The organism is Paraglaciecola sp. 2405UD69-4 (assembly GCF_047525415.1).
Classification (GTDB): domain Bacteria; phylum Pseudomonadota; class Gammaproteobacteria; order Enterobacterales; family Alteromonadaceae; genus Paraglaciecola.
This window is the reverse complement of the sequence record NZ_JBLIXM010000001.1, coordinates 433,654-449,089: the sequence shown is the minus strand read 5'-3', so window position 1 is coordinate 449,089 and position 15,436 is coordinate 433,654. Positions and strand designations below refer to the sequence as shown.

Annotated in this window: 10 protein-coding genes; 6 read left to right on the top strand and 4 right to left on the bottom strand. The window is 39.7% G+C overall.

Annotated elements, in window-relative coordinates; genetic code table 11:
• On the bottom strand, positions 1 to 2,425 hold a 2,425-nt coding region (locus ACMUMK_RS02010), incomplete at its 3' end, for a PKD domain-containing protein (RefSeq protein WP_414699456.1).
• A 414-nt stretch (positions 2,426 to 2,839) separates the two neighbouring features.
• Between ACMUMK_RS02010 and ACMUMK_RS02005 the strand changes: the two genes are divergently transcribed.
• Positions 2,840 to 4,861 carry a tetratricopeptide repeat protein gene (locus ACMUMK_RS02005; RefSeq protein ID WP_414699455.1) on the top strand — a complete coding sequence of 674 codons (2,022 nt, stop codon included), beginning with the start codon at positions 2,840 to 2,842 and terminating at the stop codon, positions 4,859 to 4,861.
• Positions 4,862 to 4,907: 46 nt separating this feature from the next.
• On the opposite strand, the gene ACMUMK_RS02000 is transcribed toward ACMUMK_RS02005, so the two are convergent.
• Positions 4,908 to 5,840: a helix-turn-helix domain-containing protein gene (locus tag ACMUMK_RS02000; RefSeq protein WP_414699454.1), complete on the bottom strand. Its 933-nt coding sequence runs from the start codon at positions 5,838 to 5,840 to the stop codon at positions 4,908 to 4,910.
• A 142-nt stretch (positions 5,841 to 5,982) separates the two neighbouring features.
• Between ACMUMK_RS02000 and ACMUMK_RS01995 the strand changes: the two genes are divergently transcribed.
• The 4 genes from ACMUMK_RS01995 to ACMUMK_RS01980 all read left to right on the top strand — a co-directional run bounded on the left by ACMUMK_RS01995 (position 5,983) and on the right by ACMUMK_RS01980 (position 12,847).
• Positions 5,983 to 7,503, top strand: coding sequence for an aldehyde dehydrogenase family protein (locus ACMUMK_RS01995; protein ID WP_414699453.1), 1,521 nt, complete (start codon positions 5,983 to 5,985; stop codon positions 7,501 to 7,503).
• A 260-nt stretch (positions 7,504 to 7,763) separates the two neighbouring features.
• Entirely contained in the window at positions 7,764 to 11,054 is a 3,291-nt protein-coding gene (locus ACMUMK_RS01990) for a winged helix-turn-helix domain-containing protein (protein ID WP_414699452.1), read from the top strand.
• A gap of 15 nt (positions 11,055 to 11,069) precedes the next feature.
• Complete coding sequence (locus tag ACMUMK_RS01985) at positions 11,070 to 11,423, top strand: DP-EP family protein (protein WP_414699451.1); 354 nt, start codon at positions 11,070 to 11,072, stop codon at positions 11,421 to 11,423.
• Between the two features lie 431 nt (positions 11,424 to 11,854).
• Positions 11,855 to 12,847, top strand: a complete 993-nt coding sequence (locus ACMUMK_RS01980; protein WP_414699450.1) for a GGDEF domain-containing protein — start codon at positions 11,855 to 11,857, stop codon at positions 12,845 to 12,847.
• 73 nt (positions 12,848 to 12,920) lie between these two features.
• Here ACMUMK_RS01980 and ACMUMK_RS01975 read toward each other — a convergent pair whose 3' ends face one another.
• On the bottom strand, positions 12,921 to 13,259 hold the full coding sequence (locus ACMUMK_RS01975; protein ID WP_414699449.1) for an FKBP-type peptidyl-prolyl cis-trans isomerase: 339 nt from the start codon (positions 13,257 to 13,259) through the stop codon (positions 12,921 to 12,923).
• Positions 13,260 to 13,433: 174 nt separating this feature from the next.
• Here ACMUMK_RS01975 and ACMUMK_RS01970 point away from each other — a divergent pair, with 174 nt between their 5' ends.
• A complete protein-coding gene (locus ACMUMK_RS01970; protein ID WP_414699448.1) occupies positions 13,434 to 13,886 on the top strand; it encodes a hypothetical protein in 453 nt (150 codons plus the stop codon).
• An 81-nt stretch (positions 13,887 to 13,967) separates the two neighbouring features.
• On the opposite strand, the gene ACMUMK_RS01965 is transcribed toward ACMUMK_RS01970, so the two are convergent.
• Positions 13,968 to 15,260: an outer membrane protein transport protein gene (locus ACMUMK_RS01965; RefSeq protein WP_414699447.1), complete on the bottom strand. Its 1,293-nt coding sequence runs from the start codon at positions 15,258 to 15,260 to the stop codon at positions 13,968 to 13,970.
• Positions 15,261 to 15,436 lie beyond the last annotated feature (176 nt).

Below are 15,436 nucleotides of genomic sequence, written 5' to 3'. Positions count from 1 at the left end.
CTACATTTTCTACTGGTAGCGCTGATGTATTCCCCACCGTAATTGTATAAAGCACACGGCCATCACTTACTACTGGATCCGCACTGGTGCCTATATCAACCTGTATCGGTAAAGCATCTTCTGTGACGCTCACTGCATGTTCAGCACTATTATCTACTTCAAGACCGTCATCATGGCTTAGTGCCACACTCGCTACTAACGTAAACCCAGGCGCTAAATCATCACCAACGACTACCTCAACACTACGACGAATAGACTCACTGACAGCTACTGAGCCTTCAGTCCACACCACTACACCTGCGCTTTCCTCAACCCCTCCATCACTTATACTACTTACCGTTACTCCAGCTGGAAGTTCAACTCGCAACTCAGTCTCATCCAAACTACTTGAGTCAATGTTCCCTAGGTCAACCACATAACTGAAGCTTTCACCTGCTATCACTACATCCGTTGATGCACTAAGTGCTAACTCGGCCGATGGCTCGTTATTGATCGTTATAGTTTTTTCTACATGAGCAATATCAATATCTGTTCCTGAAATACTCGTGACTAAGGTAACTGTCTCGCCATCCAGCATAGTATTGTCAAGATTCCCATTTATTGTAATTGTCTGGCTTTCACCAGCTAGCATAGTGCCCAAACTCCAACTTACATTTGAGGTTGAAGTGACTGAACAATTGTCATTTAAGCAATTAGATGAGTTTGGTTCTACATGAGCAGAGTCATGAAAAGACAATCCATCAGGCACTACCAATGAGACCACCACATTATCAATAGGGATCGCAGATGTGTTACCAACCGTAATGATATACAGAATTTGTTTTCCGGCTACAGCATACCCCTTAGAAGTTACATTCATAAGCAAGTATGAATCGACTACAGATAAGGTTAACGATTGCAATACTGGGTCTGCATCGCCATCTTCCACTGTTAATATTGGCGAATAATCCCCCACCTGCGTATAGGTATAAGTTTGCGTTGTTGTAGTGTCGCAAGCATCGATTGTAATATCATTAGTCAAGTCACCATCAACATCTAGGTAACAAACTAAGTCATCACCATCAATATCACTTACATCCCAACTAAAAGTGACTTCACTATTTAACAGTGCAGGATTCGAGGAAACGTTAAACACAGAGATAACTGGAGGGTTATTTATATTAATTCCTGTTACCTCTGATGCTTCGCCACCTACTCCATCAGATACAGTAAGTTTTGCGGTATAATTATCACCTACATCATAGGTATGATTTTGAGAAATAGCGGTTAAACAATCAGTAAAGGTATATTCAGCAGAACCGTCATTATCAACATCCAGCTCACAATTTAAGCTATCACCATTAGCATCGCTAATATCCCAATTGAACATCACTTGAGTCTGGCTATCTCCAGTATTAGGAGTTGCGGCAAAGGTATTAATAATTGGAGCGTCATTATTTGCAGCGTTAACCTGAACCCTTACCTCAGAAGACGAGGTTAACTCACCATCACTCACAGTTAAATTTGCAACATAAACTCCTGCACTATCTACGTTTAAATCAGGGGTTGATAAAGTCGCATCACTGAATGTCGCGAGTGCTCCACTGGGTATTGAAGAAAGGGACCAATTAAAAGTTATGGTGTCACCATCAGGATCGCTTGAAGCCGAACCATCGAGCGTTATAGTATCTCCAAAATCAACAGCCTGATCAGTACCAGCGTTAGATACAGGTGCATTATTTGGTATGTCTACTGCATTAACTGTTAACAAAACGTAATCGACACTGGTGGCCACGCCATCACTAACTGTCAAACTTAATTCATATTCACCAACAAGGTCTACAGTAACTAGGGTGTTAACAGAGGTAGAATCTGAAAATGTTACACTTGCTCCATCTGGGATACTTGAAGCAGCCCATAAATAGGTGAGTTCATCGCCGTCAGAATCACTAGAACTACTACCATCTAAAGTAATTGACTCACCAAGACTTATTTGCAAGTCACTGCCTGCATTACTTGTAGGAGATGTATTTGGAATAACAATCTCCTCAATAGTGAGTGTTAAACTATCTGAATCAGATAGCTCGCTATCGCTTACAGTCAAAACAATAGTATACGAGCCAGACATGTCTACTGATAAAGTCGTAGTTTCACCAGTAATGTCACTAAAGGTTGCAACTGCACCTTGTGGCTGCTCAGTAATACTCCACTCATACGTTAAAGTATCTCCATCAAGGTCGCTAGACCCGCTACCATCTAAATTAATTGTATCGCCTAACGTTAAAGTTTGATCGACTCCAGCCACACTAGACGGCGCTCTATTAATACCACTATCGTCATCATTATCTGGACCTTTGCTGCATGCACTGACCAAAAAGCCAATAATTAAAATTTTAAGTGTAAGTAAGCTTTTCTCTAACAGAAATTCAGTTATCGAATATTTCATGACGTTCCTCTATCTCCAATAAACTCGCTTTTAGTTCAAAAACCTTTGAGAGTTTGCTCATCACGTTAAAACCCTAAAAAAGGGCTACGGACCACACCAGAACCAAGCTGACAAAGAAATTATATTGCTCAATTACAATTCCACTTGAAGCACATAATTTCATCTCATTTTAGAGTTTCAGATAGAGAGTTAACGCTACTTAACGATATTTATGATTTACTATTTTCAGATTACTTCGAATGAACATGTGTCAAATAATCGTATTATCTCTGGTCATTAAACAGCTTTTGAATTGAATAAATAATCGACAAAAATGGAATATTGAGGTAACTTTGAACTGCAATTTGGAAGCAAATTTAACTTTTTATATATTATTTTTTTCAAAAAATATAAGAACAACAAAAAGGTGTAAATATGTCTAGCGAAGCCAAGACAGTAAAGAGAAAAAGAGGGATTAAAGCATCGCGACAAAAGCTCGAAAAAGCTCTAACAGACTCTGGGTTCAACACTCAAGCCGCTTTAGCAGAACATATTGCCGATATTGAAAATTTAGAGGCTGCGCCTAAAGACTTAGTAAACCGAGTTTTTCGAGAAAAGTCTGTATCACATGGCTCCATTCAAAGAATTGCTAGGGCCCTTAACGTCGAGGCCTACACCTTATACAAATCAAACAATGACACCAAAGTAACTCCAAGCACAGATAACGATATTGAGCCAACTTCGAATACCGCTGAACCATTATTAAAACATCAGAAAAAAAGCATACTATTAGTGGCATTATTTTTTTTAATTATTGCTTCCCTTTTATATCTTTTGCTTCACAGCGAAACTACAAAAGAGTCGCCATCCCCAAACCTAAATGACTTAAGTTTTGCCGTGATCGACTCACCTAATCCTAGCATTGCTCCCTTTACTGAAGAGCTTAGAGCATATTTAAGTAAACGCTTTAAAATGGCAACTGCAGCATCTAGTGCTCTTGTGAGTAATGACCCTACATGGCAACAAGTTGATAAATTAGGGGTGGATTTTACGCTAGTTGGAGAGGTTATCGAAAAAGAACGTCATAAAGGTTTACTCGTCTATCTGGCTAGCTCTTCTAGTAGGGAGCTTGTAGCTTCTTTTGTGGGCCTAGATTTAGTACCCACTGCTCAGAATATAAGCAAATTTTCTCTTTTAGTCGAACTAGGTATTGAAGCTAGGCTTCAGCACAAAGCTTTACCCCTTGAAACCATGCTTACAAAAGAAGCGTTACCTTTTTACTTAGATACTTTGGCACACTTAGATGGTTCGAACATCACTCATACCATTCAGCTTGCCAACGATTCTTTACACAGAGTATTAAGAATAAGTCCACAATCTGCCAAAGCAAAGGCACTAGAATGCGATTTGTTAGTAAGACAAAGCATTGTTAACCAAAACAAAGAAATACTTGAAGATGCAATGAATGAGTGTGACCGAGCAAATATCCTTGATCCATCGTTACCTGAATTGAAATTCGCTTATGGCCAAGTGTACAGAAAACTGGGCCAAACAGATGAAGCAATTAAACGTTATCTAGAAGCCATAGCAGAATATCCAAACTATATCGATGCTAGGCTTGGGTTAGCTGAGTCGTACCTGAATAAATTTCAACAAACAAAAGACCACTCATACTTCGAACTTGCGCTAAGCCAAATATCAGAGGCTGAAAAACATCAGCCTAATTTTTGGAAAGTTTACCTAGTTAAATCCCGAATCCAATATTACAAAGGAGAGCCTGATAAAGCCATTGCATCTCTCAACCTTAGCCTGGAAATTAAAGAAACATATGCAAGCCTAGCAAACCTTGGAACTCTTTATTTTTGTAAAGGAGATTTAAAGAATGCTGAATCAAGCTATAAACGATTGGAAATCATCTCTGACCCAAGCGCTTATACTGACCATCTTTTAGGAGTGATTAGCTACTCATTGAGAAATTATGATGATGCAGCAAAATATCAACAAGCAAGCCTTAACAGAATAATGATGGATGGAAGCAGCGGGCTTTATATGGAGTGGATTAATTTAGGAGATTCTTTGTATGCGCAGGGCAAAATAGCAGAGGCTAAAGGCGCTTTTCAAAAAGCTATACTGGCTGCTGAAAACTACAGATTACATGGAGAAAACGACAACAACATTCAAGTTCATATATTCTACTCGAACCTTCGGCTACATCAAGTAACAGGAAAACCCTTAGATGAGAGTTCTAAGCGAAAATTTATCAAAGATTTTACTCCAATTGCTGAACACGCAACGGACCCAGAAGCTAAATTAAGGGAACTTCTAACGTGGACTGAATTAGGAAACGTTGAACAAGCTAATGAGATTTTTGATAGCTTTTACGATAGCTGCAAAGGTTATGTAACTTACCCTCAACTAGCTAAGTTTTATAAGCTACGTAATGGCTCTAGATTGTAACCCAAGAACACACGCATGCTAAAAATGGTAAACAAAATTCACTAATTTAGTGGGAAATATCTTGTTTACAAAACAAGGAAGGAGGCATATTAAATTGAGCCTGAAAACGGCGGTTGAAGTGACTCAAATTAGCATAACCCAACGAAAAACATACCTGACTCACAGACTCCCCAGCCTTTAGCCGTTCTGCGGCATTGTCTATTCGTAGCTGCTGCTGTAACGCTAAAGGAGTACACCCTAATTTCTGTTTAAAGCTTTGATAAAAGCGACTGCGACTCATACATGCCATTTTACACAAGTGTTCAATATCTAAATGCTCACTTAAATGAGTCTTTATGTAATGTACTGCGGCTTGCAAGCCACTGTTATCGGAATATTCCAAGGAGTTTTCTAATACTAAACCTCGAGCTTGATGCTTAAGTATTCTCGCCACCAGCTCAGAGACACCAAAGTCGATAACAATATTTCTCTCATTTTCGTTTTCTACAAAGCTGTTAAATAAACGCTCTAAAAGCATTTGAGTACCCTGGGAGTGCTGGGTATGTAAATGGGTATCAGATAACTGCTGCCAACTATCTAATGCTATTGGAGCCCCTAACTGAGCATCTAAGCGCTGGGCTAAATAGGCTATACGCTCTCGACTAATTTCAATTGTTAAACAACGTGTGGGCTTTTCCATACTTGCCTCAGGAAAATCGATAGCAACTGAGGTGTTAGCAGACATAACAAAAGATTGGTGGGGGATAAACTCTTGGGACTGCAATGTCTGTTGCTGAGGGTGCATCCCATGCAACACTTTTTTGCCCTGAATCATACCGCAATACAATAAGCCTGAGGATTTTAGCAACACTTTCTCTGCAGGTAAGTAAGTGTCGTAAATACTCAGCTCCGAATTAGGACCTGCAAAGCTGACCCTATTTTCTATTAATTGCTTAGGCTTATTTAAACCAATTCTACTGACAAGTGCATCGTTACTCATAGCGTTTTCACCCAAAATTAATCATGGATTTTCAGGTAAGTGATATGTACTCCCAGACAAGTACTACTCAATGACCTTGATTTATATTAACAACTGAAGCGATACAATTTAAATATTTTTTAACATAAATTAAGGAAACATTATGATTTACGCTAATCCCGGCACAGCCGGCTCACTTGTAACCTTTAAAGATCAGTATCAAAACTTCATAGGTGGAGAATGGGTGCCACCGGTTAAGGGGCAGTACTTTGATAACAGGAGCCCTATTGATGGTGAAAAATTCTGTGAAATCCCACGTTCAACTAAAGAAGACATTGATCTGGCATTAGATGCCGCCCATGCAGCTAAACAGGCTTGGGGCAAAACCTCTGTTACAGAGCGTTCTAATATCTTACTGAAAATAGCGGATCGCATTGAACAAAATCTAGAGTTACTAGCGGTTGCCGAAGCATGGGATAACGGCAAAGCTATTCGCGAAACATTAAACGCAGACATTCCTCTTGCTGCAGATCATTTTCGTTATTTTGCTGGCTGTATGCGAGCAGAAGAAGGCACACTAGGTGAAATAGATGCTAACACTGTGTCTTACCATATTAACGAGCCCCTTGGTGTTGTAGGGCAAATTATTCCTTGGAACTTCCCTATTCTCATGGCCGCCTGGAAACTAGGCCCAGCACTGGTAACAGGTAATTGCGTGGTATTAAAACCAGCAGAACAAACCCCTGCCTCTATATTAGTGTTGACTGAGTTAATTGCAGATTTATTACCACCTGGGGTGCTGAATATTGTCAATGGCTATGGCATTGAAGCAGGCAGCGCTTTAGCAACCAGTGACCGTATTGCCAAAATAGCATTTACAGGCTCAACCCCTGTAGGGATCCACATTTTAAAATGTGCAGCTGATAACATTATTCCTTCTACAGTAGAGCTTGGCGGTAAATCTCCAAACCTGTACTTCAACGATATCATGAATTTTGAAGACAATTATTTAAGTAAGTGTGTGGAAGGATTAGTACTGGCATTTTTCAACCAAGGTGAGGTTTGTACTTGTCCGTCTCGGGCTTTGATTCAAGAAGACATTTACGATTCTTTTATGGAGCTTGTAGTTGAGCGAACCAATAGCATTGTCCGCGGTAACCCACTAGACACAGAGACACAAGTGGGTGCTCAAGTATCGAATGAACAATATGAAAAAATACTAGGCTATATAGAAGTAGGCCGCAAAGAAGGTGCAAAAGTATTAACAGGTGGTGGCCCTGCCAATTTATCTGGGCCTTACAACAAAGGTTACTATGTGCAACCCACTTTGCTTGAAGGTAAAAACACTATGCGGGTATTCCAAGAAGAAATCTTTGGCCCGGTTGTCGGTGTAACCACCTTTAAAGATGAGGCAGAAGCCATCGCTATAGCCAACGATAGCATGTTTGGGCTAGGAGCGGGATTATGGACCCGTGACATGAACCGTGCTTATAAGCTAGGTCGTGAAATTCAAGCGGGACGTATTTGGACTAACTGTTATCACGCCTATCCAGCACATGCTGCATTTGGAGGGTACAAAAAATCAGGCATTGGACGGGAAACCCACAAGTTAGCCATTAGCAACTATCAGCAAACAAAAAACCTATTGGTAAGCTACGACACTGATCCTCTAGGCTTCTTCTAGTAAGCCCTGACTAAATCAAAATTGGCGAACTCCCATTCGCCAATTTTCTTTATAACTCAATCTATTAGCGACAAATACTTTATAACATTTCAAAGCTTATAAGTTTTACCTCCAAGGATGATAACACCACCACAATCAGTTATATTCGCTGTATACATGTTTAGAAATATTGTTGATTAATCCAACATCTAACCCCCAATGAATTTAAACATACCTGTTTTACAACATGCTTTGGCTGTTGATATTAAGTGGAGTAGAGCGTGTTAAAAAAAGGCCAAGACCTTTTCTTTTTGCAAGATTGGCAAGTAAACCCTAGCACCAACACTTTGCAACGGGGCGAGCAAACTAAGCAGCTTGAGCCAAAAGCCATGGATGTATTGTTACTTTTATGCAGCCAGCAAGGTCACGTATTAAGTGCCGATGAAATCGCCACACAATGTTGGGGCGGCGTAGATATTGGCGATAACCCAGTCCATAAAGCCGTAACGCAACTTCGAAAAGCTTTGGGCGACAAAGCCAGTGACCCAACCTATATTGAAACCATTCGTAAACGTGGTTACCACATTATTGCCCAGCTAGACTTTCCATTAGATGAAGAATTAAAAGCAGAAACATCAAGTTGGCATGATGCTTCTCCATTCCCCGGTTTAGTGCCATTTTCAGCAAAAGATGCTCAAGTCTTTTTTGGCCGAAATGAACAAATAGCGACTTTACTAGAAGTCATTTCAAATCAGGTAACGGCTAAACATGCGTTTACCTTAATTTTAGGCCCAAGCGGTACGGGTAAATCTTCTTTAGTTAATGCGGGCTTATTACCAAGGTTAATCAGTCAGTATGGTTACAATGGTATAGGGGTGGTATCCCATACCAGTATCGATTTTGCCGATATTAGCCAAGAACGACTTTTTATTGATTTAGCATCAGCCATGCTTGACTGGGATGTAAATGACCAGCCCGTTTTCGATGGCATGAGTGCAGAAAAGCTAGCAGAGCAATTACAAAATAATATCGCTGCATCCATACAGCAATGCGTCAAAGCCTTACAAGGAGCTAAAAATGGATATGGCACGTCGCAATTTTTGCTATTTATTGATCGCTTAGAAGTACTCTTATCTTCGCCCATATTTAGCAATAACGAACGCCAAGGATTCCTTAACTTAATTGAAGCCCTCACTGTCAGTGGGGCAATCATAGTTATCAGCGCATGTCGTAATGATTTTTACCCGTTAGTGGTTAACCATCCAAGCTTAATGGCCAATAAAGGAGATGGCGGACATTTTGACTTACTAGCCCCCAGCCGTGCAGAGTTGATGCAAATGATCCGCCTGCCTGCGGTCGCTGCCAACTTAACTTGGTCAATAGACAAAGATACAGCCATTCCACTTGACCAAATACTGTGTGACGAAGCTGCCAATAACCCAGACGCTTTGCCTATGTTGCAATACACGCTTCAAGAACTGTACTTACAACGCAGTAGCGCAAATGAACTTCAAATTGATGTATATAAAGCCCTTGGCGGAATTGAGGGGGCTATAGGTAAAAAAGCAGAAGAAGTTTACCAACAATTACCAAGTGAACATCAACCACATTTAGCCACTGTACTATCGCGCCTCATCACCTTAAGCCCGGATGGAGAAACCATCACCAGCAGGGCTGCTCGCTGGGCTGAGTTAACCGAGCCTAGTCAAACCGCTTTTATCGAAGCTATGGTAGACAGCCGCTTATTTGTATCCCATTTACAAAATGGTGAACCCTGTTTTAGTTTAGCCCATGAAGCCCTATTAAGAAGATGGCCCCGTGCAAACGAATGGATAAATCAACACAAAGACAGCTTAACCATAAAAGGCCGCCTGCAACAATTAACCAAACGCTGGGTTAATGAAGGCAAGAGTGCTGCTTATTTATTGCCTAAAGGTAAACCCTTAGAAGAAGCCATCAGTTTACGAGCAATGCCAATGTTTACGCTAGATTATGATGAACTAGACCTAATCAAAGCATCACAGCAAAAAATCACAACCAAACGTTGGTTAAACCGCTCTATTACAATTCTGCTTTGTTTATTGACCTTTACCGCCATATTTATGAGTGTAAAAAGCCAGCAAGCCGAAGCTCTAGCCCAACAAAAACGCCTTGAAGCAGAGAGCCTTTTAGGTTTTATGGTGGGGGAATTTGCAGACAAATTGCGCAGTGTAAAACGCATGGATTTGCTGGATGGGATCAGTAATAAAGCGCTAGAGTATTTTAGTCAGCAAAATGATAGTTATGACAGTGGTGGGCTTTTTTCTTTAGCTGATAGTGAACATAATTTTAAAGCTCAATTTCAGCACGCTCAGACCTTAGGAGCGATGGGCGAAGTAGCTTATTCTCGGGGTAAAAATGAAGAAGCTGCAAAAGCATTTTCGGCAGCTAAATTAATATTGAATAAACTTTATCAACTTAATTCCAATAATTTAGAGCTGCTAAAAACCTTAGGCGCAAATGCCTTTTGGTTGGGTCAGTTAGCTTATGACCAAAGTGACTACGATAGGGCACAGCCTTTGTTCGAGTTGTATCGGGATTATAGTACCCAGATGAATGAATTGGAGCCGAATAACGTGGATGGATGGGTGGAGTTGTCATACGCGCAAAACACCTTAGGCTCTTTATATCTGAAGTTACAAAAATATAATTATGCTAAAGAAGCGTTTACATCCTCACTAAAATTAAAAGAGAGAGCTCTGGCTCAAAACCCTGAAAGTAGTTATATATCAATTGATATTGCCGATACTTTTTCATGGTTGGCTGAAACCGAGTTACATTTTGGTAAGTTATCTGAATCATTAGAAGCAAGAGAACAAGGGCAGCGAATTCTAACTAAGTTACTTCAAACCTCACCGAACAATGCAAGAATAATGGAGCTACTTGTTCAGTCCCATCAAAAGCTAGCTTCCATATTTGAAATAAGACAAGAATATAATGACTCCCTATCAAATTTGTTAGTGGCCAAACAATTAATCCAGGCATTACTAGAGCAGGACCAAAGCAATGAGTACTGGCGTGATGACTTATTATTCATTGAACCAATGGAAAAATTTCTTAGAACCAAACTAGGTTTATACGTGAATAAAGGGTTGTCAGACCATGAAAACTTAACGAACGAGATTTTAAGTGATAAAGCTATTTCACTAGAATTACTCGTTAAAATCATTCGCTATTTACAAGTAAGTCATCAATGGAGTGAAAGTGATAGATATATTAGTTTAACAAACTCACAATTTTTAATTACTGAAAATATAGAAACCGTAAACCAAAAACGTGGGCGGTTTTTAGCGGAGTTGGAGATGTTAAAAGCTAAAAATTTCAGCTACAAAAATAACATCAAAAGTACACACAATGCCTGTCAAAAGGTTATTGAGCGCTTGGCTCCCATGGTTTCCAAAACCAATCATCCAAATTACCTTTTACCCTTTGTACAAGCTCATAGTTGCATCGGACAGCTAAGTAAAATAAACACTGAGCAAGGCAATTTGCAACGTATGGGTATCACAAACTTCAATTTTACTGTCCCTTAATAAGAAGGAAAACGAATGAGCAGCTCACCTATAAACGTTAGTGTAACAGTTACCATTAAAGAAGGAGTAGTAACCTTTAGTTATGACCCAGTAGGGCCGTACCAGGTTACAGTATCGACAGACGTGGTATTTACTTTAAGTAGCACTTGTAACCCTAACTTGTTATTTTTAGAGCCATTAATCTCTTATGTACCCGTTGATGCTCCTAAAGATATTAATCCAAGTATAACCCCAGATAAACAAACACTGACATTAAGTGATACTGATGTCGATGAAGAGACCATAGGAGTTCAGCTTGTGGTGCAAGACAGCCACCAGAATACTTACGCAAGTCCAGATCCTCAAATAATTAACCGAGGTAGAGACTAAAAAGCTCTAGTTTCTGTGGGGGCAAAGCTATTGATAGATCAAGGTATCAATAATCAAGCGTAAACGTTGGCACTTAAGCGCCGGCGTTTTATTGTCTACTAACATGGAATAATTTAGATTCTCTGTCGCCACATTGTGACAAGAAACTGGCTCTTCAACAAATGACTCACTAGCTCATTGGTAAGCAACTGCTATAAACCCACCACCAAACCGATTAGATATTTAACCCTAGCACTTTTTAAAGCCCCCAAATTAGTTACATAGTAACGCTTAAGTCTTTTTTAACATAAAAACACGACACTGCAGAAACCCAATAAAACCAATTAATTCAATAAGTTAAAATCAGAAGGTTACCAGAAGGTTCACACCAACCTTTTTCATTAAAGTATTTGACATCTATCGCACACCATTATTAAACATACGGTATACATATGTCTCACTCTAAGAAAATTAGGCAACTGAACACTCCAAACACAGAGATGTGCTCCATAGTCGATAAGTTTTCAATTCCACTCTCTAATGAAAAAATGGACGCCTTAGTAAACATGATAAATATCATCGCCGAAGGTATTTTTGTTGTTAATGGTGATGGAGTAATCGAGATAATTAATCCGATGGCCGCTAAATTTTTTGGTGGCTCGCAAGAGTCTCTTGTGGGTCAACGCTGGTTCAATTTTCTGCATGACCGCTATCGTGAACAATATGAATACATTTTCCTAAATTGGAAAGATAACAAAAAGCCTGCCCTCTCCCATGGCCCCAAAGAAGTACTATTAACCCGTACCGACGGGACATGGTTAGAAGTGGATTTATCAATATCATGTTTACCTGAATCACTGACTGATGGTAGCCCTATGTTTATAGGAGTGGTGCATAACCTAACAAAACACAAAACCGAATATAGTGAGTTACGCAGACAAGCCAGTACAGATCATCTAACCGGTTTAGCCAATCGTTTCAACTTAGAGAAAACCTTAAATAAAAGTTGGCACGAAAGCATAATCAACAGCCAACCAATCAGCTTGATCTTAATCGATGTGGATTACTTTAAACAATTTAACGACCAGTTTGGCCATGTTAACGGGGATAAGTGTTTGCAAAGAATAGCGAAAGTGATTGAAAGTTGCTTACCCTCAAATGAAAGTTTAGCAGCCCGATATGGGGGGGAAGAATTTGCGGTTATTATGCCGCACATGCACTTAGAAGACGCAAAAGCAGTGGCTAAAGATATTCAACGGCAAATTGGCATTATTAACTTTGCGGATTTACATTTACCTACTACTTTTAGAGTAAGTGTCAGCCAAGGAATATCTTGTGAGCATGATGGACAATATCGTACTCCAGAAGCACTTATTTGCGCAGCCGACACGGCTTTATACAGAGCCAAAGAAGAAGGCAGGAATAGAATTAATCTAAGTAACTAATTTCAATAGTTTTACTCCAAGAAGCGGACAAAAAAACCTCGTATTTCGCTTCTTGGCTTTTTATATTTCTTAATTAATCTCGAGTCAAAATCTCTAGTAACTCTATTTCAAATATCAAATTAGCATTTGGCGGTATCATAGTTCCTATTTTACGCTCACCGTAAGCTAAACTTGCTGGAACCCAAAGTTTACGCTTGCCACCAACCTTCATGTCTTTTAGCCCTAAAATCCAACCTTGAATAACTCGCTTATTGCTAAGCACAGTTTGAAAAGGAGCTCCTTTTTTAAAAGAAGAGTCGAACTCGGTACCATCTTCTAACCAACCTCTGTAATGGGCGGTTATCAGTGCGCCTCGCTCTGCGGTCTTTCCGGTACCTATTACCATATCCTCAATTCGTAACTCTTGTTGCATCTGTAAACTCTTATATTTGCTACTTATTATTGAATTATAACCTTTTACAAAACCTAAATAAGCCATTGAGAAGTAAATTTTCCATATCAAATAAGCATTTGTTTTTTCCAACACCAGCACAAAAAGGGTATATTAACTACCCTTAAAGATTTGATATTTTAGTAGGATTAACACTTGGGTGAACATGGGCAATATGTAAGCAATCGCTCTAAACAATTAATGCTGTTTTCAGGTAGAGGGCCATGGAACGATGAAGCACTTTATTATGGAACTCAAAGCACAGAGCGAGATATTCAAGCAATAAAACAAAGTAAACCTTGGGGGCAAATTGGCTTTTTATATGGTGAAAGCTTAATGCCTCCCACTGCCTTTAAACTATTCTCAGATATTATCTGTTATCGACAAACCATAGGTTTAAAAGCTATTGCTATTATGATCCAAGACTCAGATATAACTTTCACCATAAAAACGCAACTCAAAGTAGCCTACAACAAAGCTGGTATTGAGAGTGATTTTTTTGATGATTTCGATACGGCTATAAATTGGTTAAAAAGCTTTGATATTGAATTTGATTATCAGGAAGTCCATAACTTCTACACAAATCATCAATTTATTGCAAAACAATAAAACTTTTTTCAGGTAAGGATTAACCGCCTTCAAATAAAAAAGCCAGCACTAGGTGCTGGCTTTGAAAGAACATATACTTACTTAGAAAACGTAATTGTATTGTGCTCCAGCTAAAGCGGCATCACCTTGGCTAGTGTATTCCCAATCTCCACCAAGATCGTCAGACTCCACAAATGTGCGCTCTTTACCTTTAATAATAGTAACGCCAACATCAATAGTAGAATTGTCACTAAAAGCGTAAGTAGCACCAGCACTTAACCAAACTCTATCGGTATCAGGAATAGAAATAGATAAATGGTTAGGGTCGGTTGGAGTTTTATCGTATGCAATACCTGCACGCAGTTTAGTTTGCTCGTTTAACTGATAATCACCACCAATTGAATAGCGGAAACTATTAGAGAAGTTCTCTGTTTTTGAAAAAACAGGAGTGTCACTTCCTTCAACATAAGCTTCTAACTGTTTAAAGCTACTCCACTCAGTCCAATTAATACTGTAGTGAAGGCCGTATTTTTCATTTAATTGGTGGCTACCTGAGAACTCTGCCATAGCTGGCAACTCTAAGTCTAATGAGCCTGGTAGCACTACACCTTCTAATCCACCAAGGGCTGCGGGCAACTCGTTGCTATATTCACCGTCAAAAGCAATATCAGTTGAGCTACGGTAATGGAAACCAAAACGAGAGTTTTCATCCAAATCATAAGCTACACCTATGTTCCAGCCAAAACCAGTATCGTCACCTTCTAGGTAAACAGCTTCTGTATCACTGGTTACACCTAAAGTAGAGCCAAAGTTAGCTTGTAAATAGGCAGGCAATCCAACACCAGCATGACGCGTAACTTGTGCTTCTGCATAAATAAAGTTTAAGCCTGCAGCAACAGTTAGCGCATCAGTGACTTTGTAAGATGCACTAGCGTTAAGGTTTACGGTAACAATTTCAGTTTTACCGGCAATTTGACCTGCGTCGTAATCTTCTGGGAAGTCAGTGGCTAAGCCAAAGTTAGAGAACAAACCAAACCCTACTGCAACCTTGTCGTCTATTGGCATAACGTAATACGCAGCAGGGATAAAGGCATTAGGAGCGATACTATCATCATCAATGGCTTCGGCTGATGAATAAACTGGGGCGCTTTCACCCTCAAGGCTTACATCAGGAAGAACAAAGGTACCAACGATTGATAATTGGTCTTCAGTAAATTGCGACATCAATGCAGGGTTACGAGCCACTACAGAGGCGTTTTCTGCGATCGCAGCATCACCAGCGAAAGCACGACCTAAACCTGAGGCACTATGCTCAGCTAATTGAAATGCGGCAGAAAATGCATTAAGTGAAAAAACGCTTAAGCCAGCTGCAATAAAAGTGCGATTTAATTTCATGGTATCTCCAATACGCTCAGCCAAACATAATAAAATACTGCATGGCTACTTAAATAAACTTGTTGTTAAAGTACCCAACACACGGGCACAAAAACGGGCAGCGCATAATATAGACTTACAAGCTAAATACCAGAAAAAGTTACAAAAAATGCAAAAAATTCACTAAAACCACACCA